This is a genomic window from Desulfogranum japonicum DSM 18378 (assembly GCF_000429945.1).
GTDB classification, from domain to species: domain Bacteria; phylum Desulfobacterota; class Desulfobulbia; order Desulfobulbales; family Desulfobulbaceae; genus Desulfogranum; species Desulfogranum japonicum.
This window is the reverse complement of the sequence record NZ_AUCV01000008.1, coordinates 12,105-33,176: the sequence shown is the minus strand read 5'-3', so window position 1 is coordinate 33,176 and position 21,072 is coordinate 12,105. Positions and strand designations below refer to the sequence as shown.

At 46.7% G+C, this 21,072-nt stretch carries 17 protein-coding genes; all 17 read right to left on the bottom strand.

The window, feature by feature from the left end; all coding sequences use genetic code 11:
* Positions 1-31: 31 nt before the first annotated feature.
* On the bottom strand, positions 32-1,111 hold the full coding sequence (locus G493_RS0106740; protein ID WP_028579761.1) for a hypothetical protein: 1,080 nt from the start codon (positions 1,109-1,111) through the stop codon (positions 32-34).
* A complete protein-coding gene (locus G493_RS34310; RefSeq protein WP_232363728.1) occupies positions 1,098-2,510 on the bottom strand; it encodes a two-component system sensor histidine kinase NtrB in 1,413 nt (470 codons plus the stop codon). The genes G493_RS0106740 and G493_RS34310 overlap by 14 nt, the downstream gene beginning before the upstream one ends.
* Positions 2,511-2,538: 28 nt before the next feature.
* Positions 2,539-4,329: a radical SAM protein gene (locus G493_RS28175; RefSeq protein ID WP_051309082.1), complete on the bottom strand. Its 1,791-nt coding sequence runs from the start codon at positions 4,327-4,329 to the stop codon at positions 2,539-2,541.
* A 133-nt stretch (positions 4,330-4,462) separates the two neighbouring features.
* Positions 4,463-5,677: a cell division protein FtsZ gene (gene ftsZ / locus G493_RS0106725; RefSeq protein WP_028579760.1), complete on the bottom strand. Its 1,215-nt coding sequence runs from the start codon at positions 5,675-5,677 to the stop codon at positions 4,463-4,465.
* An 87-nt stretch (positions 5,678-5,764) separates the two neighbouring features.
* On the bottom strand, positions 5,765-6,988 hold the full coding sequence (gene ftsA, locus G493_RS28170; RefSeq protein ID WP_051309081.1) for a cell division protein FtsA: 1,224 nt from the start codon (positions 6,986-6,988) through the stop codon (positions 5,765-5,767).
* A 5-nt stretch (positions 6,989-6,993) separates the two neighbouring features.
* A complete protein-coding gene (locus G493_RS0106715; protein ID WP_205623646.1) occupies positions 6,994-7,746 on the bottom strand; it encodes a cell division protein FtsQ/DivIB in 753 nt (250 codons plus the stop codon).
* Positions 7,747-7,953: 207 nt separating this feature from the next.
* Entirely contained in the window at positions 7,954-8,886 is a 933-nt protein-coding gene (gene murB / locus G493_RS0106710; RefSeq protein WP_028579758.1) for a UDP-N-acetylmuramate dehydrogenase, read from the bottom strand.
* A 4-nt stretch (positions 8,887-8,890) separates the two neighbouring features.
* Positions 8,891-10,276: a UDP-N-acetylmuramate--L-alanine ligase gene (gene murC / locus G493_RS0106705; RefSeq protein WP_028579757.1), complete on the bottom strand. Its 1,386-nt coding sequence runs from the start codon at positions 10,274-10,276 to the stop codon at positions 8,891-8,893.
* 31 nt (positions 10,277-10,307) lie between these two features.
* The gene (murG, locus tag G493_RS0106700; protein WP_035273860.1) at positions 10,308-11,393 is read right to left on the bottom strand and encodes an undecaprenyldiphospho-muramoylpentapeptide beta-N-acetylglucosaminyltransferase; all 1,086 of its coding nucleotides are present in this window, start codon (positions 11,391-11,393) and stop codon (positions 10,308-10,310) included.
* Between the two features lie 9 nt (positions 11,394-11,402).
* Positions 11,403-11,606, bottom strand: a complete 204-nt coding sequence (locus G493_RS0106695) for a hypothetical protein (protein ID WP_028579755.1) — start codon at positions 11,604-11,606, stop codon at positions 11,403-11,405.
* 2 nt (positions 11,607-11,608) lie between these two features.
* Positions 11,609-12,982, bottom strand: coding sequence for a UDP-N-acetylmuramoyl-L-alanine--D-glutamate ligase (murD, locus tag G493_RS28165; RefSeq protein WP_051309080.1), 1,374 nt, complete (start codon positions 12,980-12,982; stop codon positions 11,609-11,611).
* Positions 12,983-12,984: 2 nt separating this feature from the next.
* On the bottom strand, positions 12,985-14,064 hold the full coding sequence (mraY, locus tag G493_RS0106685; RefSeq protein ID WP_028579754.1) for a phospho-N-acetylmuramoyl-pentapeptide-transferase: 1,080 nt from the start codon (positions 14,062-14,064) through the stop codon (positions 12,985-12,987).
* Entirely contained in the window at positions 14,054-17,098 is a 3,045-nt protein-coding gene (locus tag G493_RS0106680) for a UDP-N-acetylmuramoyl-L-alanyl-D-glutamate--2,6-diaminopimelate ligase (RefSeq protein WP_028579753.1), read from the bottom strand. Before G493_RS0106680 ends, mraY begins: the two co-directional genes overlap by 11 nt.
* An 8-nt stretch (positions 17,099-17,106) precedes the next feature.
* A complete protein-coding gene (locus G493_RS0106675) occupies positions 17,107-18,990 on the bottom strand; it encodes a PASTA domain-containing protein (protein ID WP_084813458.1) in 1,884 nt (627 codons plus the stop codon).
* Positions 18,991-18,993: 3 nt separating this feature from the next.
* Entirely contained in the window at positions 18,994-19,356 is a 363-nt protein-coding gene (locus G493_RS0106670; RefSeq protein WP_028579751.1) for a cell division protein FtsL, read from the bottom strand.
* A gap of 47 nt (positions 19,357-19,403) precedes the next feature.
* Entirely contained in the window at positions 19,404-20,288 is an 885-nt protein-coding gene (gene rsmH, locus G493_RS0106665) for a 16S rRNA (cytosine(1402)-N(4))-methyltransferase RsmH (RefSeq protein ID WP_028579750.1), read from the bottom strand.
* Entirely contained in the window at positions 20,288-20,767 is a 480-nt protein-coding gene (gene mraZ, locus G493_RS28160; RefSeq protein WP_232363722.1) for a division/cell wall cluster transcriptional repressor MraZ, read from the bottom strand. Before mraZ ends, rsmH begins: the two co-directional genes overlap by 1 nt.
* Positions 20,768-21,072 lie beyond the last annotated feature (305 nt).

The window sequence follows — 21,072 nt, the reverse complement described above, 5'->3', positions numbered from 1 at the left end:
TCAGACACCGGCAACCAGCCAATTCAATATGTCAAATTTGCAGGTCAAGGAGAAAAGCAGCTATGGTTTCGGCTCCATTGCAGATTACAGGAGAGTGGGATTGCCGGCTTTGTTCAAGTAGCCATGCCAACTGCTCAGACCAGGACCCTGTGCGCAGTGCATCACTGGATACCCGTGTAGCCTGCAGATGCTTTTCTATGTATCGTATCAGATGAGTAGACTCGGGAAACAGTGGGCGATCTACATACCCAAACGGTTTGCCAGCCTGGACGATCTCTGCTGTGGTTGAATACCCTACCTTGCCTATGACAATATCAACAGCTGCAATTAGATCCGGATGATAATACGTGGAAGACGTTGGCAGAGCCATTACATTGGATGGATGTTCAGTGTGAACGTAGCCGGGTGTGAGAAAAAGACATTCAGGAAACTGGCCGGCAATCTCCAAAGCGATTTCACTGCGCCCACCACCGCCCATGGTTAACAAAATCAAGTGATTATAGACATCACCTGTAAGTTCTTTACGGATACGCCCTGCACTGCCGCGTAATGACCGGGCAACAGGCCCAACAATCAGATCAGCCTGACCAGGATAGCAGACCGGCTGTGTTTGAATATGATAATCGGCCTGATCAAAAACATGCTGCAGATACTTTCGGTGAGATTTTAACTCAGGGCATTTCTGCAAATATGCTTCATAGATCCAGTCCCATGTAAAATTCTCGATCAACACGGAAGGAACACCCAATTTTCCGGCTGCCAGAATCCCCAATGGAGCGATATCGCAGACGATGATATCACATTCCTCAAAAAAGGTGGCGCAGGTATCTACTCTTTCGCTGGAAAGAGGGTAAAAGGAGTCAAGGGCAGCACGAGTCCGACCGAGATCTTCGTCCAAACAGGAAGCCTGAACAAAACCAACATCTGTTTGCAGAAAATGATAGTTTACCGGCTTTCCAAGAGATTCCTCAAAAAAAAACTCAGGAACCTGGGTGACAAACACAGAGTCAACAGGTACTAATTGATACATTTGTTCCATGACAGCGCAAACTCGCGCGGCATGGCCCCATCCATGGGAGGTTATGCAACACCCTACCTTAAATTTCTTCACTTTCTGTCTTCTCAATATGAACAGGCAAACTGACAATGAACTGACTGCCCTTATCAACGATACTGTTCACAAGTATAGAACCATTATGTTTGTCGACGATATTCTTCGCTATGGCCAACCCCAAGCCTGTTCCCTTGCTTTTATCAGTGTAAAATGGAGTAAAAACCTGCTCCAGATTTTCTGGTTTAATACCTATTCCAGTATCTTCAATACTCAACCGCACTTCATTTTTCTTCTGTTCAAGGCTGGTATGCAGTTGCAGAATGCCACCTTCGGGCATGGCCTGAACGGCATTGTACATAATGTTGAACAAAACCTGATATATCTGCTCCCCATCCATAAAGACATCTGGCAGGTTTGGGGATAGGCGCAGGATAAGCTCGATATCCTTCTGAGCGATTTCAGATTCCATAAATCGTGCAACACGCTCCACAACGGGATTTATCGAATCAGCCTTCATTGCTCCTTCTTGCGGACGTGCAAAGTCTAGAAATTCTCGAACAATACGGTCCAGCCTGGAAGTTTCTTCAACAATAATACCTGCAAGATGCTCATTTCCCGGTGCAATTTTGGAAATCCGTTTTTTTAACACTTCTGCCGTGGAACGAACGATACCTAGAGGATTTTTTATCTCGTGAGAAACAGCGGCGACCATCTTCCCCAAAGAGGCCAATCGTTGTGATTCATTGAGCTGTTCTTCAAGTATAATGCGTTCTTCTGCCCGTTTTGCCATAATCCGGTTAGCCCTGACAACAATCAGGCTGAGAATGGAAAACAGAAAAGCCATAATCACAAGCGAGGTAATTATAATACGTGCCTGTAAAAGGATGATGGCCTCGAGATCCTCTGAAAGATCTTGAGTTACCTCCACCACACCCATAATTTCACCGGTACGCATACCCAAGCGGTCTTCCTGCCGAAAAGGTACATAGGTTTTCAGTGTACAATAGACCTTCGGCATTCCAGGAATAAGACTGAGCAAAGAACCACCATACACTATAACAGTGGAAGTCTCCCCTTCAAGGGCCTTCTTATACTCCAACCCTCCCATATTTCTCTTGCCTTTAAGCTCAGATTGGGTGGAATAACTAATGCGATTTTCCTTGGAATCAAAAATAGTCACTGAATCTATGCGCATCCCACGGGTGACATTCAGGACTATACGGTCAAGGCGAGCATACTGGTTCTGATCCGCCAGGGCAATACGCCCATAACGTACTACGGTAGGAAGTACAAACTGAAGAAAAACCTGTCGGTTGAGATTATCGGCAAAAAGTTGAGAATATGCTTCGCTACGTTTCAGCAAAACCGTACGGGCATTGTTGGACACCATCCAGGCAAGTACCAGCGAAGCAAGAAGCATTGCCAGTAGAGCAGTAAAAGCAAAATATTTTACCAGCTCAAAGGGGAGCAGACCTTCACCGGTATTATTTCTTTTCAGTACCGAACGAATCCGATTTCGCGAATTGAGAGGTACCCTCTTGACAGACGCCGCAGCGGCGGCAATGAGATGGCCGGCATGGCGGAGTACTTTTTCCTGCCATTGATTTTTCATATTCTTTCCACAAATATGCAGAGTGAATTCCGTGATCTATAATTTCCCAACAGAGAAGCTCGTCCTTTGTTCGTGGTCGTATTGCATATTGCCAGTCCTCAACTATATTCCTGCGAACAGCCTGTTTGAAAGAGTATTTTCCCATGCCCAGGTCTAACAGGATGGGAGCAATGCGTCGATCTGCCCGTGCAAAAACAGCCTGTTGATACACACGCTCAGGATGGTCGGTTTTGATGCGTACATTGGCAAGTTTTGAAAGTGCCCTACGAAGATACTTGATTTTGCCTTTAAGTGCCAGAATTGCCTTTTCCACAGCATGTAAATCCTGAGCTACCTCAGGCTCCAGCCCTCCGAACGAAGCATATTGAAAGGCAGTCCAGGGTTTGGGAACAAAGGAATTCACAGACAGAGTAATTTCCGTCAAACGGCCACGCGCCTTCCCGATGGCTAGAAGATCACCGTGGATATTTTGAATGAGCTCTACTAATTCGTCCAGGTCATCTGCAGTCTCAGTTGGTAATCCTATCATAATGTACAATTTGAGATTATAAATCCCAGCTTCGCACAATCTGCTGGCGGCCGACCGTAGATCTTCCGTACGCAGCCCTTTATTGATAACGGTACGCAACCGTTCCGAAGCTCCATCCGGAGCGATGGCAACACTTTTCAATTTTGAATGGGCAAGTACATCAAGAATTCGGGGAGAAATATGATCTGCTCGAAGGGATGAAAATGACAATCTGCACTGGTGTAGAGAGAGAAAATCTGCAATCTGATCAAGGGTACCTTCCGGAGTCATTTCCATTCCAAGCAGGCCTACGGTATCCACCCCTTCAGGGCGATCTTCAAGTGCTTTAAGAATGGAATCAGCCTGCCATAATCTTGGTGCTCTGTAAATATAGCCAGCAGCGCAAAACCTGCATCCACGGCTGCAGCCTCTACCTAACTCAACCATGTACATACCGAGTTCAGCTTCGCGGGAAAGAATCGTGGAGTGACCGGCTATGGCTGGATGTTTCTGAACTACTTTTTTCACTCGTTGAGGGACATCGTTGGCAGGAGTAACGCGTTCCACCTGTCCCATATGGTTATAATGAATGCTGTAATGAGACGGGGCATAGATCCCATCCATACCTGCTGCAACCCGGCTTGTGAGGGTTGCTCTTGATTCCATGCGGTATCGCTGAAGATGATCAACCAGGGGATTAATGATATCTTCAGCCTCACCTATAACCATAAGGTCTGCAAAAGGAGCGAGGGGTTCAGGGTTCATAAACACCGCTACACCTCCCAATATAACGAGAGGGTCACCCGGTGCTATCCGACTTCCACGCTGATGATGAAAAGGAGGTATTCGCCCGGCGGCAAGCAGAGCCGCCATGCGAGGATAGTCCTCCTCAAAACTAATAGACCCGCACACAATGGGAAAATCCTGCAAAGGGCGTCCAGACTCAAGAGAAACCAGGGGTTCGTGAGCTGAAGGATACACAAAGCGTTCACACACGACATCGTCGCGTCTGTTAAGCAGCGTATAGACTATCTGCAGTCCAAGATTGGATGCTGCAACAGGATATGCATTGGCATAGATAAGGGCAATGGGGAGCCGGTTCGTCCATTTTTTATGAACAGTTCCGGTTTCTTGTAAGACAGCTTTTCGCAACAATTATATAACTACATCGTGATTGAAATCTTGGCCCGGAAGGGTTTTCGGGCCAAGATCTATGGCATACCGGCAGATATCGACAGGTGTCAGTTCGTAAACATACTCCTCTGCAACACTGCGTCCGAAGGATAAATCAATTAGCTTTTTTTCGCAAATATGCAGGTTTATCGTATCTATCGTCATGGTATTCAGTATCGTCAAAAACCGGTCGCGGCATTCGCGGCAGGCCTTTGGGCATTTTGTTGGGTTTAGCAATGGAAAAGGTACTCGGCTCCTGAGAGGTGGTATCTTCTTCGATACCATTTACCACTGCAGCTCTCTGATTCTTTACAGGCTGAACCTGACGATTCCTGACCATGTCGAGCTGAGAAATGGTTTCAGAGTCATCGATACTTTGGATACCTGTAGCAATCACCGTTACCCTCAACTCTTCACCCAGCGATTCATCAAACAATGCTCCGATGATAATATTGGCATCATCATGAGCTTTTTCCTGAATCAGAGCAGAAGCTTCCATGAATTCATTCATGGTAAGGGTTTCCTGAGCAGCAGAAATATTAATCAGGATTCCACGGGCACCATCAATTCCCACATCTTCAAGAAGCTGGTTATCAATGGCCCTCTTAGCGGCCTCACTCGCTCTGTTTTCACCCACAGCTGCACCTGACCCCATGATGGCCGGTCCAACTTCTTTCATAACAGTTTTCAAGTCGGCAAAGTCCACATTGATATGGCCAGGTAGATTGATAAGATCAGTAATGCCTTTAACAGCCTGCAAAAGGACATTATCAACCATTTTCATCATATCGACCAGGGTGGAGTTTTTATTCATCAGCCCGAGCAAACGATCATTGGGTACAGTAATAATAGTATCTGCATATTCCTTAAGTTGCTCCCATCCACGCTCAGCGTTACCCATGCGCTTCTTGGCTTCAAAATAAAACGGCTTAGTCACGACGGCCACGGTCAGGGCTCCCGCTTCACGGCTCAGCTTAGCGATAACAGGTGCCGCACCGGTTCCTGTACCACCACCGAGACCGGCGGTGATAAAGACCATGTCAGCCCCTCTCAAAGCGTTTTGAAGCTCATCGTAACTTTCTTTTGCAGCTTCCTGGCCTGTCTCCGGATCAGCACCGGCACCCATACCTTTCGCTATGCCCGGCCCGAGCTGTAAACGAATATCAGCCCGTGATTTCTCCAGTGCCTGCATATCGGTATTGGCTGCGATGAATTGCACACCTGCCAATCGGTTCTCTACCATGGTATTAATGGCATTACCGCCACCACCACCAACGCCGATTACCTTGATTACTGCCACAGACTCTTCTTCAGCCATTCTGAACGGCATATGATTCTCCCGAGATCTGATTTTCCTGTTTCAATTTATCCAAGTATACCAACTATCTCACCCAGTCCAAAACACTTTTCATCGTATTCAGATGATATTTTTCAGCCAGTTTTTCAATTTGCTCAAAAACCCTCCGTGTTCGCTGGGGGAATATGTTGTAGCTTTACTGCCATACAACACTAACCCGACACCTGTAGTACATCTGGGCGAGTGTACATCCTCACTTCTGCCACCGACTCCTGACGGATATCCAACACGCACCGGCATATCAAATATCTGTTCAGCCATCTCGACAATATTTGCCAGCAAAGCAGTGCCACCGGTGATTACCACGCCGGAGTTAATACGATTTCGATAGCCACTGGCATGTATATTTTTATTAACCATCTGCAAAATTTCTTCTATACGGGCCTCGAGAATCTCGACCATGACCCTTTGTGAGACTTTGCGAGGTTTGCGATCTCCCACAGTGGGAACCTCGATAATATGATTTTCTTTAATCATAGAAGAAAGAGCTCCACCGTATAAATATTTCAGCTCTTCTGCTTCCAGCAACGGAGTCCTGAGCCCTACACTGAGATCACTGGTTAAATTATTACCACCAAGTGCAAGTTCCCATGTGTGTTTGATGGTCCCATTACAAAATATTGCAAGATCTGTGCTGCCCCCACCTATATCAACAAGAGCAACTCCCAATTCCATTTCATCCTTGCCCAGGACCGAATGGGAGGATGCAACCGATTCTAAAACTATCTCAGAAACTGCCAGACCTGCACGATTGCAACTGGTAACAAGATTATGCAGTGCTGTCACGTCGGCAGTCACAATATGTACGTTGGTAACCAGTCGGACCCCTGTCATTCCAAGAGGATTTTGGATACCTGTATGGTCGTCTACCATGTATTCCTGAGGCAACACATGGACGATTTGCTGATTATCAGAAATTTTTACAGTTTGAGCGGCCCGAATAACCGCTTCGATGTCTTTCTCTTTAATTTCCTGATTGTTTACAGCTATTATTCCGGGTGAATTAAAGCCTTTGATATGGTTCCCGGCAATGCCGACATACACTGTCTCAATATCACAACCAGCCATATCCGACGCAATGCGTACTGCCTCACGAATCGCTTTGACTGTTCCTTCGATATTTACGACGACGCCTTTTTTCAAACCTGTTGACGCAGCGGTACCAACGCCGATGATATCAATTCTATCATCAAAGACCTCACCGACTACAGCAAGGACCTTGGTTGTTCCAATATCAAGACCTGCAACCAATTCTCCGGTCTCTCTTACCTCTACATTGTCCATGCTTTTCACCTGTCCATTTCCGCCCTGGCAACCAACACCTTATTTTGCATATAATCCATTCGAATGGCCTTAATGCCCTCGATACTGTTTTCCCTGTAAAGATTATCAAGGATGGCAACCAGCCGATGATATCTCGTTCTCATATTTTCATGTCCAAAATAAATAGGAAACGATTGATCGACAAGGTATACCACCACTCCCTGCTGCATATCCAAATGTATCTCTGATATCGACTGTATAGGCAAAATCACATCGCCCTGTGCTGCTAGCTGGAGCAGGGTCAAAGCGGCACTGGTCAACCCTTCGGCAGGCAATGAAACAGACTGGCTCAGATCTGGAATCTGCACTCCGGTTACTACAGGAAAGTCCAGTTCCTGACCTGGTTCTCTTTTAGCAAAGAGCTTGCCAACTTTATCCATATAATACAGCCCGCCCCCAGATTGACTCTCCACATACACCATTGCCAAAGGAACAAACTCTTGCACATGAATTTTCAATGTTGAAGGCCAGTATTTTTTTACCTCTGCAAACTCTATGTGATCCTGATCCTGGAGCCTGGCTTCCAATTCAGAACAGTCTACACTTATCAGTGAATTACCGAGATCGACACCTGATGTATTCAGGACATGCTGCCTGCTGATGACTTTATTTCCACTCACTAGAATATCAGATATTAAAAAAACATCTGAATTTTTTAATAATTGCAGTGCAAAATGGGTAGCCAGCATACCGCCCCCTGCACAAACAATTACAATCATAAACCGGACACAATATTTGACCGGAGGCGTTTTTTTACGCTGCATTCCTGCAATCAGATTCTGTGGAGAAGATGAGCGAACACGAGGTGCTCGTCTCGAACATAGCTTTCTCCATAGCTGTGACAGCTTACCGGGTTTGTTTTTTTTGGGAGGAGTTGATGAAAAACTCCCTCGAGGTACGTAGGCAGCCATAATATTTTCTACAAATCAGTAAATTTGCACTTCAGGTTCCAGGTCTATCCCTGATTTCTTTTTCACTTCATCCTGGACAATTCTCATAAGAGCAAGGATATCTGCTGCTGTAGCCTGCCCTCGGTTGACTATAACATTTGCATGTCGGAAGGATACCTGGGCGCCACCTATTCTTTTGCCTTTTAAACCGGCATGTTCGATAAGATGACCGGCATATTCACCATCGGGATTCTTAAAAAATGATCCTGCAGAACCAGCCCCACATGGCATTTTTTGTTTTCTTTTTTCAACAAGTTGCATGCACAGATTGCGGATCTGTTGTTTTTCACCCTTCTGCAGTACAATAGTTGTACCAAGAATTACAGGAGATGGCCCGACAATATTTTCAGGAAACTTGGTTTTTCTATAAAGAAATTCCATTTTTTCTGCAGATAACTGATAAACCCTAGCATCATCACCTAAACATGTAATAGATTCAATATGTTCGCCCATACAGCTTCCATATGCTCCTGCATTCATGTAAAGTGCACCTCCAACAGAACCGGGAATGCCGGATGCCCATTCCATTCCGGTCCAACTTTTTTTCATGCACAGCGCGACAAGTCTCGATAAACTATACCCTGCTCCCACTCGAATGGTCTGCTGTGCAACATTCCTGCTTTGTCCACTACAACATACGACCTGTCTGAAGTCTCCTTGCAAGCGGATAAAGATACCTTGGAACTTCTCTGGACCAACCAGAACATTGGATCCCGCACCGAGCATGTGCCAGACAACGTTGTTATTCGTGCACCAAGATAACAGCGCAGATAAAGCTGGCTGATCATGTACATCCACCAGCGCAGCAGCCTTGCCACCTGCTCTCAGCGTGGTGAATGCCCCCATATCCACATCCAAACGAACATCCAGACGCAGTGAAGAAAGCTCAGAAAAGGATGGTAAGGCCATATTGTTATGAGCATTCTCCGTCCAGCAGTTCAAGAACCCGTTCACCCACGCGAACTATGGAACCGGCACCCAACGTTAACAGAAGATCTCCGGGTTGGAGTATTTCCAGCAGGGATTCCGCCTCAGATACAAGGTCTCCGATAAAATGTGTCTGTCTCTGCCCGTGCTGTTTAATTGCCTCAAGTAAACATTGTGCAGATACGCCTTCTATAGGCTGCTCTCCAGCAGGATAAATATCACACATAACTAGAAGGTCGGCCCTGTGAAAAGAGGTTACAAACTCCTGGAACAGCCCCTTGGTTCTGCTGTACCGGTGTGGCTGAAACGCAACCACCAGTCTTCTCTCCGGCCATCCGTCGCGCACGGCATTCAAGGTGGTTTTGATTTCAGTTGGGTGATGCCCGTAATCATCCACAACCAAAATCCCTTTCTTTTCTCCCTTGACCTGTAATCTCCGTTCAACTCCCTGAAAATTTTCCAATGCTCTGGCAAGCACAGCAAAGTCAATGTTCAATTCGAGGCCAACGGCGATGGCTGCCAGACTATTGTAAATGGTATGTTGCCCAGGACGGGGGAGGCGTACTGCTCCAAGTTCTTCACCTCGATAACGAACGACAAATTCACTGCCCATACCAAGAGGAACTATTTTTGTAGCATAAATGTCAGCCTGTTCTGTAAGCCCATAGGTAATGGTTCTCTTGTGTATCTGGGGTAGAATTTGAGCCACATTCTCATCATCGAGACAGACTATGGCTACGCCATAAAACGGCAATCTGTCGATAAACTCTAAAAACACATCTTTTATATGATCAAGATCCCGATAATAATCCAAATGTTCCAGATCAATGTTGGTAACAACATTAATGACTGGTGAAAGTTTTAAAAACGAGCCGTCACTCTCGTCTGCTTCAGCTACGAGAAACTCCCCATCACCAAGTTTGGCATTACTGCCAAGGCTATCCACCTTACCTCCGACGACTATAGTCGGATCCATTCCCGCTTCCCCAAGTACAGTAGCGACCAGCGATGTGGTTGAAGTCTTTCCGTGACTCCCCGCAATGGCAATACCATATTTTTTCAGACGCATGAGTTCAGCCAGCATCTCAGCCCGTGCAATAACGGGAATATGCTCTTCTCTTGCCTGCATAACCTCTGGATTATCTGAAGCAATTGCCGTTGAAGTCACCACGACCTCAGCTCCGTTTACCCACTCTTTCTGATGGCCCTTGTAGACAATGGCGCCCAGTTCAGACAACCTTCTGGTAATGGCAGAATCTGCCAGATCAGAACCGCTGACCTTATAACCCAGGTTAAGTAAGAGTTCAGCAATACCACTCATACCGATACCGCCGATGCCTACAAAGTGTATATGTTTTGTTTTTCTATACATAAACAAGAGAAATTTGAATATTGTTAACCTGTTATCGACATTTTTCGTCTATTAGCTGCATACATTGGTTCAAAATAGCTTCAGTAGCATGTGGCATCGCGGCTGATCGCATATGTTCACTCATCTGCGCAAGATGTTCCGGTTCAGTCAATAAGCGCTTGAGATGGCCTGCAAGTACAGTAGCATCCAGTTCGTGCTGCTCATACACTTCACACCCTCCCTTCTTTTTATAATAGAGAGCATTGCCGACTTGGTGGTTATCCGCCGCGTAAGGGTATGGTATCAAAATTGCCGGCAAACCTGCTACAGCAAGTTCAGATAATGTAGTAGCCCCTGCTCTGGAGACTACAAAATCAGCCTGCCTGTAACAGGAGGCCATATCAGAAATAAACGGTGCGACCGTTGCATCTGCCTTTATCTGTTCATATTCCCGTCGCACCACAGCGGCATCCTTTTCACCCGTTTGATGGATTACTTTCAGGGTTATGCCCTGCTCCTGGAGCAGACCAACTGCTTCCACAACCAGTTCATTGACCCGATGCGCCCCCTGACTGCCTCCAAGGACGAGTAAACAGGGGCTACCGGTATGTATCTCTCTGGTTTCCTGCATCAGCTCAAGAATTTCATGACGAACAGGATTGCCGGTCTGAACCACCTTCGCTGCAGGAAAAGACGATCCACAGGGGATGGATGTACAAATAATATTTGCCAACTTTCCCGCCAGCCTGTTCGTAAGCCCGGGAACGGAGTTCTGTTCGTGTATACAGACAGGAATACGCAGCATCCTGGCAGCTACAATGACAGGACCAGTAACGTAGCCACCAACTGCAAAAACCACCTCTGCGCGAAACCTTTTTAAAAGGCGAATAGCTTCCCATACAGCCATAGGGAGAACAAACAGGCTTTTCAATGTACCCGTAAAACCAACCCCTTTAATTCCACAGCCTCTGATTGTGACGCATTCAAACACTTCTGATGCAAGTACCTTCTGGTCAATGACTCTGGATGTTGACACAAAGAGCACACGCGCTTCATGGTCAGATGTTACGGCCCTTGCAACAGCAAGTCCTGGAAACAAGTGGCCTCCTGTGCCTCCTCCAGTGATCACCAGTCTCATTGTCATAACCTAGCAGAGTGGGACAAAAATCTTATCAGATTGATACAACTCTGAAGCGGAGGCGTGCTCATAACGGTCAATATTTTGAATCGCTTCGTTGAAACAATCAGGGCAGTATCCATGGGAAACAAGTTCGTTGTCAGCCAGATCAGATGTATCAAGCCATTCGCCACGTTGTTCGATTCTGCCGCACACACAGCACAGTGTAACCATTGTTATTGTTTCTCCTGGCAAAGTTTATTTAACTGCATAACACAATCTGAAAACACCTTACCCCGTTCAGCATAACCGGAAAACATATCAAAGCTGGCGCAACCTGGCGCAAGCAATACCACATCTCCAGCAACAGCAAGCTCCTTTGCGCCTTTAACGGCGTCACAAAGAGAGGAGACCATGCTTATGGAAACAACAGAAGAAAAAGCCTGCTGCATAACAGGAGCAGCTTCACCTATGAGGAAAAGATGCTTTACCTTCTGCTGTATCAAAGAAGCAAGCAAAGTAAAGTCACTTTGCTTATCCCGACCACCTGCTATCAGCACCACAGGTTGCAAGCAGCTTTTCAAGGCAGCTTCCATGGCTCCGATATTTGTGGCTTTGGAATCATTTATGTACTGTACGCCATCTATCACAGCCACCTCTGACATTCTGTGTGGTGGTGTGTTGAATCCTTCCAGGCCTTGACAAATCAACTTATTTTCAAGCCCTGAACAACTGGCAACAAGTATTGCAGCGGCAGCATTCAATCTATTTACAAGAGAAGAAAGCGCCCCCTGAGCCAGCGGGTAGCTTTCCATTCCTCCTCCCGTATCGACGGAAAGCAATACCTCATCTCCTCTCACCTGTGCCTCAGCCCCTTCAGTTTGTCCGAAAAATATTTTTTTCACATCTGGATTTACGGACCAGGAACTCAAAACAGGATCATCACCACCAAGAACAGCAATATCACCGGCAATCTGATGAGAAAGTAAGTTTTTCTTCGCCAGGGCATATGCTGCCATGCTGTGATGCCTGTCCAGGTGATCGGGGCTGATATTCAGCACCACAGCGATATCAGGCCTGAAAGATCCCACGAGTTCCAGTTGAAAGGAAGACAATTCCAAAACAACCCCGTCATAAGCAGATGGTTCAGCAAAAAAATCCAGAAGAGGTGTACCGATATTGCCACCTACAAAAACTCGCTTGCCACCCTGTTCCAGGAGATGACCGATAAGGCTTGTGACTGTAGTCTTGCCGTTGGAACCGGTTACCCCGATAACCGGTACATGAAAACGCCCAGCAGCTAATCCCAATTCTCCAACAATTTGCAATCCACTCGCTTTGGCCTGCTCAATAATCTTCGAATCCAGAGGGATTCCCGGACTGGGTACTACAAAATCAGCCCGACAGACAAAATCAGAGCGGTGCCCCCCACATTCATATTCTTCCACGTGATCATGGAGCAGAGATAGCACATCTTGTGGCAGGTCGGCCTCCTCCCGTGTCTCTGAGACAAATACACGCACTCCGTATTTGCGTAAAAAACGAATTACAGAAAGCCCGGATTTCCCGCAGCCCAGTACAACCGCTGTATCAGCAGGGGATAACCTCATCACTACCTCAATTTCAATGTAGCCAGGGCTATCAACCCAAGTATGACGGAAATAATCCAGAAACGGATAACAACCTTGGGCTCAACCCAACCTTTTTTCTCAAAATGATGGTGAAAAGGAGCCATGAGAAAGATCCGCTTTCCGCCTGAAATTTTAAAATAGCCAACCTGGAGAATGACTGACAAGGCTTCCATGACAAAGATTCCCCCGACAATGGCCAGTAATATTTCCTGCTTGGTTATGATAGCAACGGCTCCGACAGTCCCTCCAAGAGAGAGAGAACCGGCATCTCCCATGAATATCTGTGCAGGATAGGCATTGAACCAGAGAAACCCCAAACATGCTCCAACCAAGGTGCCACAGAACACAGCCACTTCACCGGCCCCCTGTACAAAAGGAATTTGCAGATAACCTGATACCACAGCATTACCAGCTACGTAGGAAAAAATCAGATACACAGCTCCGGTAATAATAACCGGCCCGGCAGCCAAGCCATCCAAGCCGTCTGTCAAATTAACCGCATTGGAGGCTCCTACAATAATCATGACCGCAAAAGGTATATACCACCATCCCAGGTCGGGTCTGATACCTTTAAAAAAAGGCAGGCTCAGGGCTCCATCATATTCTGGATGCACAATCAGGTATAAACCAACCATTGATGCTCCAAATACTTGAAGCAACAGTTTTTCCCTGGCTGTTAAGCCTCTGGAGTTTCCTTTTCGAATTTTTTTGAGATCATCAACAGAGCCAATCAGTCCAAAGAACAAACTGATCCCCATAAGAAGCCAGACCAGGCCATTGGTTAAATCTGTCCACAAAAGAGAAGAAAGGGTCATGGCGAACAGAATCAATACCCCGCCCATGGTAGGCACGCCCTGTTTGGAAAAATGAGATTCAGGGCCGTCCTGACGAACCACCTGTCCAATCTGTTTTTTCTTTAACCAGTTAATAAAATAGGGAGCCGCGATTACCATAATGGCAAAAGCAGTCACAGCAGCCATGATGGTCCGGAAGGTAATATACCGGAATACATTGAGCCAACTGTAATCTGTATGAAGTGGGTAGAGAAAGTTATACAGCATTGATCTCGTTTACCTCATGATTCAACTGCCCACGCAGTTCCTCTATTGTGGTTTCCATCCGCATTCCTCTTGACCCTTTGATCAGGAGCCAATCATCCTGGGCCAATACGCCATTTGAAAAAAGATGATACACCCAGGTGGCCGCGGCCTGGTTTGTATCAAACACAAAAACCTGATCTGAAGTCATACCGCCTTTGCGCGCCCCACCAGCCACCGCATCAGCATACTCACCGATTACGGCGAGGTAATCGTATCCCTGCTTTCCGACTTCAACGCCAACTTGTTCATGCAGAATACATGCATCTTTGCCAAGTTCGAGCATATCTCCCAGGATTGCAATGCGTTTACATTTTCTGCCAAAGGTCGCCACAGTCCTTAAGGCTGCCGTCATGGATGACGGATTGGCATTGTAGGTATCGTTCACGACCCGCAAGCCACCAGGGAGTTCCTCCAGCAACATTCGTTTGTCCACACTTTGATAGTTTTCCATGGACTTGATAATCGTTTCGAAAGCTACACCTGCTGCCCAGGCTATGCCAGTTGCCGCTACCCAGTTGCTCACATTGTGCATGCCCGGGACAGTCAACTTGACACGGTGTTTGATATCCTCTATCTGCAGCGTAAACGAACTCCCCTTTTCTCCATCACAATGTATGCGTGTAGCCCGTACAGCAGGAGAATATTTCCTTCCATCAGGAGTTACGGCAAAACCGACATGCTCACCCCCGTGCTGTCTCGCCTGTTCCAGACAATGTTCATCGTCATAGTTAACTACGCACACAGCATCGGTTCTCATTGTTGCGAACAACTCTCCTTTGGCCCTGGCCACACCTTCAAGGGTTCCCAGTCCTTCAAGATGTGCGGCCTGGATATTGTTGATACAGCCTATATCTGGGTCAGCAATCTCACAAAGACGCTGGATCTCTCCGGGACTATTCATCCCCATTTCCAAAATGACAGCCTCATGCTGGCCGCTCAATGGCAGGAGAGAAAGGGGTAATCCTATTAGATTGTTAAAATTCCCCTGGGTCTTTAAAACTCTGTCCGGTTCATTCTGTTTTGTTTGCCAATGTTCCGCGAAAATGGCACCCACCATCTCCTTGACCGAGGTTTTGCCAGAACTCCCGGTAATAGCCGCAACAGTTATCCTTTTCTGCATTTTTTTTCGCAGATAGCGTGCAAGTTCACCCAGTGCATACAGCGTATCAGTTACCTGGATACAAAGAACATTGTCAGGAATATCTTTGACTTGTTCCTCTACAATAACTGCAGCAGCACCCTGCTCCAGTGCGCTGTCGATGAAATGATGTCCATCAAATTTTTCACCACGAAGTGCGATGAATATGTCATCCCGCTCCACGGCCCGACTATCTGTTTTCACCTGTGCATACAGACAATCCTGTTGCCCGGAAAAAATACGCCCCCCCGTTGCAGCAAGCAATCTGGCGCTATTCCAGGTCAATAAACCTGTTACAGCTTCCCGGCGATCATCAAAGTATCGCTTCTCTCTTCCAACAATCTGGTAGTCTTCATGTCCTTTTCCGGCAATAATCACACAATCCCCATGACCAGCCAAAGAACATGCCGTCCGAATGGCTCTGGCCCTGTCCTCAATGACCAGGAATCGGCCTGACCACTCTGAAGTCTTCCATACATGCTCTTCATTCAGTTCAACCGCTCCAGCCTGTTCAAGCCCTGGAACAATATCTCCCAGAATAGCATCGCTTTTTTCTGTTCGCGGATTATCTGCAGTTACAATCGACAGGTCAGCATGTTCTCCAACAATTTTTCCCATCTCAGGCCGTTTTCCTCTGTCCCGGTCTCCACCACAACCAAAGACACAGATCAACCGTCTGGGACGTAATGCCCGGGCAGTCTCTAAGACATTGAGCAGTGCATCGGGAGTATGGGCATAATCAATGAATACCGCTGGTTGATCAGCATCACCGGTTTCGGCCAAACTCACCCGTTCAAAACGTCCCGGCACACTTTGCACGCTCTGTAGAGCTGTGCAGGTAGATTCCAGAGAAAAACCCAGCCCGACTCCAACCCCTACCGAAGCAACAATATTACGCATATTGAAACGACCGGTTAAGGGGCTTACAAACATCGTCTGCTCATCATGAACATGTAATGTGCAGCGGGAACCTGTATAGGTTTGCTTCAACTCACTTACAAAAATATCGTTTCCCTGATGCAACCCGCAGCGAATCAGCTGATTTTGAGGAACCAATTTCGCTATTTCTGCAGCCCAGTCCCTCTCCCCAGCATTTTCATCCGTTACGACCACCGCATACCCGGCCTCTTTCAAATGACGTGTAAACAGTGTTGACTTGACCTGAAAATATTCTTCCATATCATGGTGATAATCGAGATGATCCCAGCTCAGATTAGTAAACACTGCTACATCAAATTGCATTCCACCAATCCTGGACTGATGCAACGCATGCGAAGAGACTTCCATGATCAGGTGTGTTACCCTGTTGTCAGCCATCTCTTTCAGCGTTCTCTGAAAAACAAGGGGGTCCGGCGTGGTCATGGGTGCACTCTGCAAAAGAGTCGTTGCGTCCTGATCACGGTAACGATAATTCACTGTCCCGATAACACCTGTTTTATAGCCGCACGCCACAAGCATTTCTTCAATCAGCCAGGTGCAGGTTGTCTTACCATTCGTCCCTGTAATCCCTATCCTCACCATTTGACTGGCAGGATAGTCGTACCAGGCTGCCGCCATCTCAGCCAGGGCCATATAAGTATCCGGAACTGTAACCAGCAGGGTATCACCAGTATCAAGAGAAAGGGGATCTATGGCTCCCCGCTGAACAACAACCGCACTGCAGCCCAAGGCAAGCATTTCATTCACAAAATCATGTCCGTCGCAGTGACTCCCCTTCAGTGCGACAAACACATCTCCTTTTTGAGCCTTGCGCGAATCAGCAATCAATCCCCGCACCTCAGTTGTCTCCTCTCTATTGCCGATATACATAGGAGAGAGGTGCTCAATGCTCTCTAATAATACTGTGAGATTTTTCATGATCGCTTTTAATATTTTCCTGATTCCAATCGTAGGGTACATTCAGTAATACCCTGCAACGATTGTCCGGCTGCCGGTGTTTGAGCCACGACAGTCCCTGAGCCCTTAATCCGCACCTTCATATCTTGCTGTCCAAGCCTTTGCAGTGCTTTACGCAGACTCATACCTGCAAGCTGCGGCATATCAATAACCGGCTGACGAACCGGATTGTCCGGGAGTTGAAAATTCAGCCGCTTACTGACAAAAAATTTGTTCATGTTTTCTTTATTTTTCTCCAATGGATGCTTGTCAACCACCATAAGATCGGCGGCCATTGCGCGAGTCAATATATGCTCGCCGATTGTATCCATACTCACAGAATCATCGTCCGCGGAACGTGGTCTGGGATAAATCTGATCCGCCTCAACAGCGAGAACTAAAAAATACTGTGGCTTTTTGGGAGGAATCATACCGACATAAAGCTGTTGCTGCACATATTCCGATGTCTGTTTAGAAAAATGTATATCGGAATGCGTGAAAACCTCAGAGACAACACGTCCTTTCTTTGTTTCATCACTGCCTTGTGTTGTTACCCGCCCGGCAAAAAGCTCGCGTCGAAGTAACACTCCGGAAACCGGTTCAAGCACCATATTTCGGGTGATTTTCCCTTTATTCAGAGGATACATTTTCCTGGTAGTGTGATCATACAATCCTTCCAGCATCCAAGGCGCTATTCGCCACCCTCCATTGATCAAACTTGCCAGGGCAACCTCTATCTGTACGCCTGTCAATGTGCTATCCATGCCATGGATAGATTCCCGTACAGCCTGTAGTCTGTCTTTATAGCCGGACTCCCAGCTGCTCTCAACAGGAGCATACAAACGCAACTCTTGCTGCAGGGATGCGATGTCTTCATCGGACACACCGTAATTTGGTGCCCGAACCCCCACCGGCAGTACGCCGTCATAGGAGAGACCTTCCCGTAAGATAGCTGCCGTTCGAGCAAGAAGAGGTGTTATCAATTCTTTGCTTAATTTCTGACGGTAGACTTTATCTTCCTGAACTGCCGCGTCAGCCTGCCAAAAAAAATTAGGATTATAGCTGGGTAAATTGCTCAGAGCCAGAATACGCCCTGAATGCGGATTGACCAAAATGCCAATACCCTTAGACACCCCCTGGGCATCAAGATATCTCTGCAACTGCTGATTCAGTTCCTTTTGCAGGGATAAATCAAGAGAGAGTTTGATGTCAGCAATAGTATCACCGAGTATTTCATCCTTATTGACATCCAATTCGAAAACATCAGATGCCATAAATTGACCAGGATGAAGAACAACATCATACCGCCCTTCTATTCCTGCCAATCCAATTTGCTCTCCCACAAAACCGATAACGTGGGCGCCAACATTCTGGGCAGGATAAAACCGTACCTCTTCCTCACTACAATACAATCCCTGTACGCCGAGTTTCTCCACCTCTACAGATTGATGGTAATCTAAATTTTCCGCCAGCCTGACCACAGGCGCATGGCTTTTCAACAGGGTTGCCAGATCTTTTTCCGTTTGCCCGGTTATGGTTGCAAGCGAAGAAATCAACTTAGAATCCACATGCATCCCAACAGGTTTGGCATACAGAGAATAAACAGCATAGGAAACCGCAAGTTCCTTATACTTGTGATCGTAGATCGTTCCCCTTAAAACAGACTCAGCGGGTTCCATGCCCGCTGAATTCTGAGTAATTCTATCGGCTATCGACCCCGCAGTTACCGCCATTTTGCGGAGAGAAGGAGAAAACCTGTAGGCCGTTACCGCTCCCCCTGCAATCAATATTACTGCAACGAGCCAGACAATCGCCCGACTCTTACTGCGTCGCTTGCTTGCAGTCGATATTCTGTTTCTTACGACTCTAGGCATCTTTTACATATGATGCACTTGATTTCTGTTCGGGCTATATAACCCCAGCTTTTCTGCTGCCACAACTTCCACCCTTGCCTTGGATCTGAGGTGAACATATTCGGCTTTCAAACGAATATGTTCATTGACCTGTTGACTATATTGAATCTTCAGTTCTGAAGTCGCAGCCTGCACCCTGCCGATCTGCCAGGAAAAAATATGACCGATAGCAACAGTTGCACATAACACCACAGCCGCCATAATAGTCACAGGCGCCCTTAGTTCTTTCACAGGCAGAACAAAGGACGAACGACTGGCTACCCGCTGGCGGGAAAGGGTATGTGCCCTGCGGGGCTTATATGCCTTAACATTCACCTGAGCTATCATGGCTATCCTCCAAAAAAAACATTGAGAAATAAGGGGGGCGGGTATTACTATTTTTTCTCTGCAACTCTGAGTCGTGCACTTCGTGCTCTGGGATTAACGGCCACTTCAGCAGCTTCAGCCTGTACGGGTTTTCGGGTGAGTACGGTATATTTTTCTTTCTGGAATAAATGTTTAACCATTCGGTCTTCCAGCGAATGAAAACTGATAGTACATATTCTCCCCTTCTCAGCTAATACTTCTGGCGCCTGTTGTATCAGGGAAGTAATGTTCTCAAATTCACGGTTAACAGCAATCCTCAGAGCCTGGAATACCTTTGTGGCTACATGGATTTTTTTGGGATGAAATTTTCGTGGCACTGCCGCAGCAACAATATCAGCCAATTGGCAGGTTGTTTTCACAGGATTAATATCCCTGTACTGTACTAGTCTTCGAGCAATTCTTCTTGCCTGACGTTCCTCACCGTAATGATAAAAAACATCAGCGAGCTGTTCTTCGGACAAATCTGCCACCATGTCCGCTGCTGTAACGTTGATGCTTGAACTCATTCTCATATCCAGAGGAGCATCACTCTGAAAAGAAAAACCTCTCTCCACTCGATCCAGCTGTAAAGAGGAAACACCGAAGTCTGCTACAATACCTGCAACATTGTGTATGCCTAACCGTGTCAACTCTCTGGTAAGTTGCGTATAGGAAGTGGGAACCAACGTAAATCGATCACCGTAAGGAGCTAACCTTTCGCGTGCAATTGCAGCAGCATCGGGATCCCATTCAAATCCGACAACCCGACCGACATGTACAGGATTTTGCAGAATTAGTTCACTGTGACCGCCAAGCCCCAGTGTTGCATCAACATATATCAGCCCAGGCTTTAAGCTGATCCACTGAATAACTTCTGCGGCAAGAACCGGTATATGCGCGCGCCACGGCTCCATTATTTACCAGAAGCCTGGGTGCGACGAGTCACACCTCTGTAAATTTGGGAAAAATCACGTTTCAACATTTGTTCCTCTACTTCCCAGGTTGCCTTGTCCCAAATCTCAAAAAAATGCAGCATCCCGTTGAGGACGACTTCTTTATTCAACCCAAATGAATTACGCAAATTTGCAGGAAGAAGTATTCTTCCCTGTTTATCAAGCGCGCATTCCGCAACACCAGATACAACATACCGAATGAACTGCTCCTCTTCCTCTGTAGGTTGTTCCCGAGCAAGCAGATCCTCTTCAAACTCTTCCCATTCATCTTCCGGATACACCCGAAGACAATTATGCCAGTTGGTAACTATAAGAAACTCTGATTCGTATTTTTCTTTTAGAATCTCACGAAAGCGTGCCGGAATATTCAAGCGGCCCTTGTCATCCAGGGTATGCTCAGACCGACTTCGAAATCTATGTTTCGTGATTCGTTTCTTCAAACCATCACCCGCCAGTATTCACCCCCATCACACCACTTTGCACCACTTAATACCATTTCTATACCAAGGCTCAGCACGAGTCAAGAAAAATTACCAGAACATCAAGAAGTTGCCCAAGACCGACAAGGCAAAGAAAAGCACTACATATGGTATATACATACAGACAAACAGCACAATTGCTTGCGAAATGTTGTTTTGAAAAGGAGAGCACGGGAATGAAAGTTGAAGATGACGACAGATATATTATCAGTCAACAAAGCGGAATATCTATGTTTTATTCACAGAAAATGTAGGTGGGGGAAAGT

Excerpts from the sequence above, each read along its gene's own strand:
- ftsZ (WP_028579760.1), bottom strand. The coding sequence starts at position 5,677 with ATGCCGTTCAGAATGGCTGAAGAAGAGTCTGTGGCAGTAATCAAGGTA.
- ftsA (WP_051309081.1), bottom strand. The coding sequence starts at position 6,988 with ATGGACAATGTAGAGGTAAGAGAGACCGGAGAATTGGTTGCAGGTCTT.
- G493_RS0106715 (WP_205623646.1), bottom strand. The coding sequence starts at position 7,746 with ATGATTGTAATTGTTTGTGCAGGGGGCGGTATGCTGGCTACCCATTTT.
- murB (WP_028579758.1), bottom strand. The coding sequence starts at position 8,886 with ATGGCCTTACCATCCTTTTCTGAGCTTTCTTCACTGCGTCTGGATGTT.
- murC (WP_028579757.1), bottom strand. The coding sequence starts at position 10,276 with ATGTATAGAAAAACAAAACATATACACTTTGTAGGCATCGGCGGTATC.
- murG (WP_035273860.1), bottom strand. The coding sequence starts at position 11,393 with ATGAGACTGGTGATCACTGGAGGAGGCACAGGAGGCCACTTGTTTCCA.
- G493_RS0106695 (WP_028579755.1), bottom strand. The coding sequence starts at position 11,606 with ATGGTTACACTGTGCTGTGTGTGCGGCAGAATCGAACAACGTGGCGAA.
- murD (WP_051309080.1), bottom strand. The coding sequence starts at position 12,982 with ATGAGGTTATCCCCTGCTGATACAGCGGTTGTACTGGGCTGCGGGAAA.
- mraY (WP_028579754.1), bottom strand. The coding sequence starts at position 14,064 with ATGCTGTATAACTTTCTCTACCCACTTCATACAGATTACAGTTGGCTC.
- G493_RS0106680 (WP_028579753.1), bottom strand. The coding sequence starts at position 17,098 with ATGAAAAATCTCACAGTATTATTAGAGAGCATTGAGCACCTCTCTCCT.
- G493_RS0106675 (WP_084813458.1), bottom strand. The coding sequence starts at position 18,990 with ATGCCTAGAGTCGTAAGAAACAGAATATCGACTGCAAGCAAGCGACGC.
- G493_RS0106670 (WP_028579751.1), bottom strand. The coding sequence starts at position 19,356 with ATGATAGCTCAGGTGAATGTTAAGGCATATAAGCCCCGCAGGGCACAT.
- rsmH (WP_028579750.1), bottom strand. The coding sequence starts at position 20,288 with ATGGAGCCGTGGCGCGCGCATATACCGGTTCTTGCCGCAGAAGTTATT.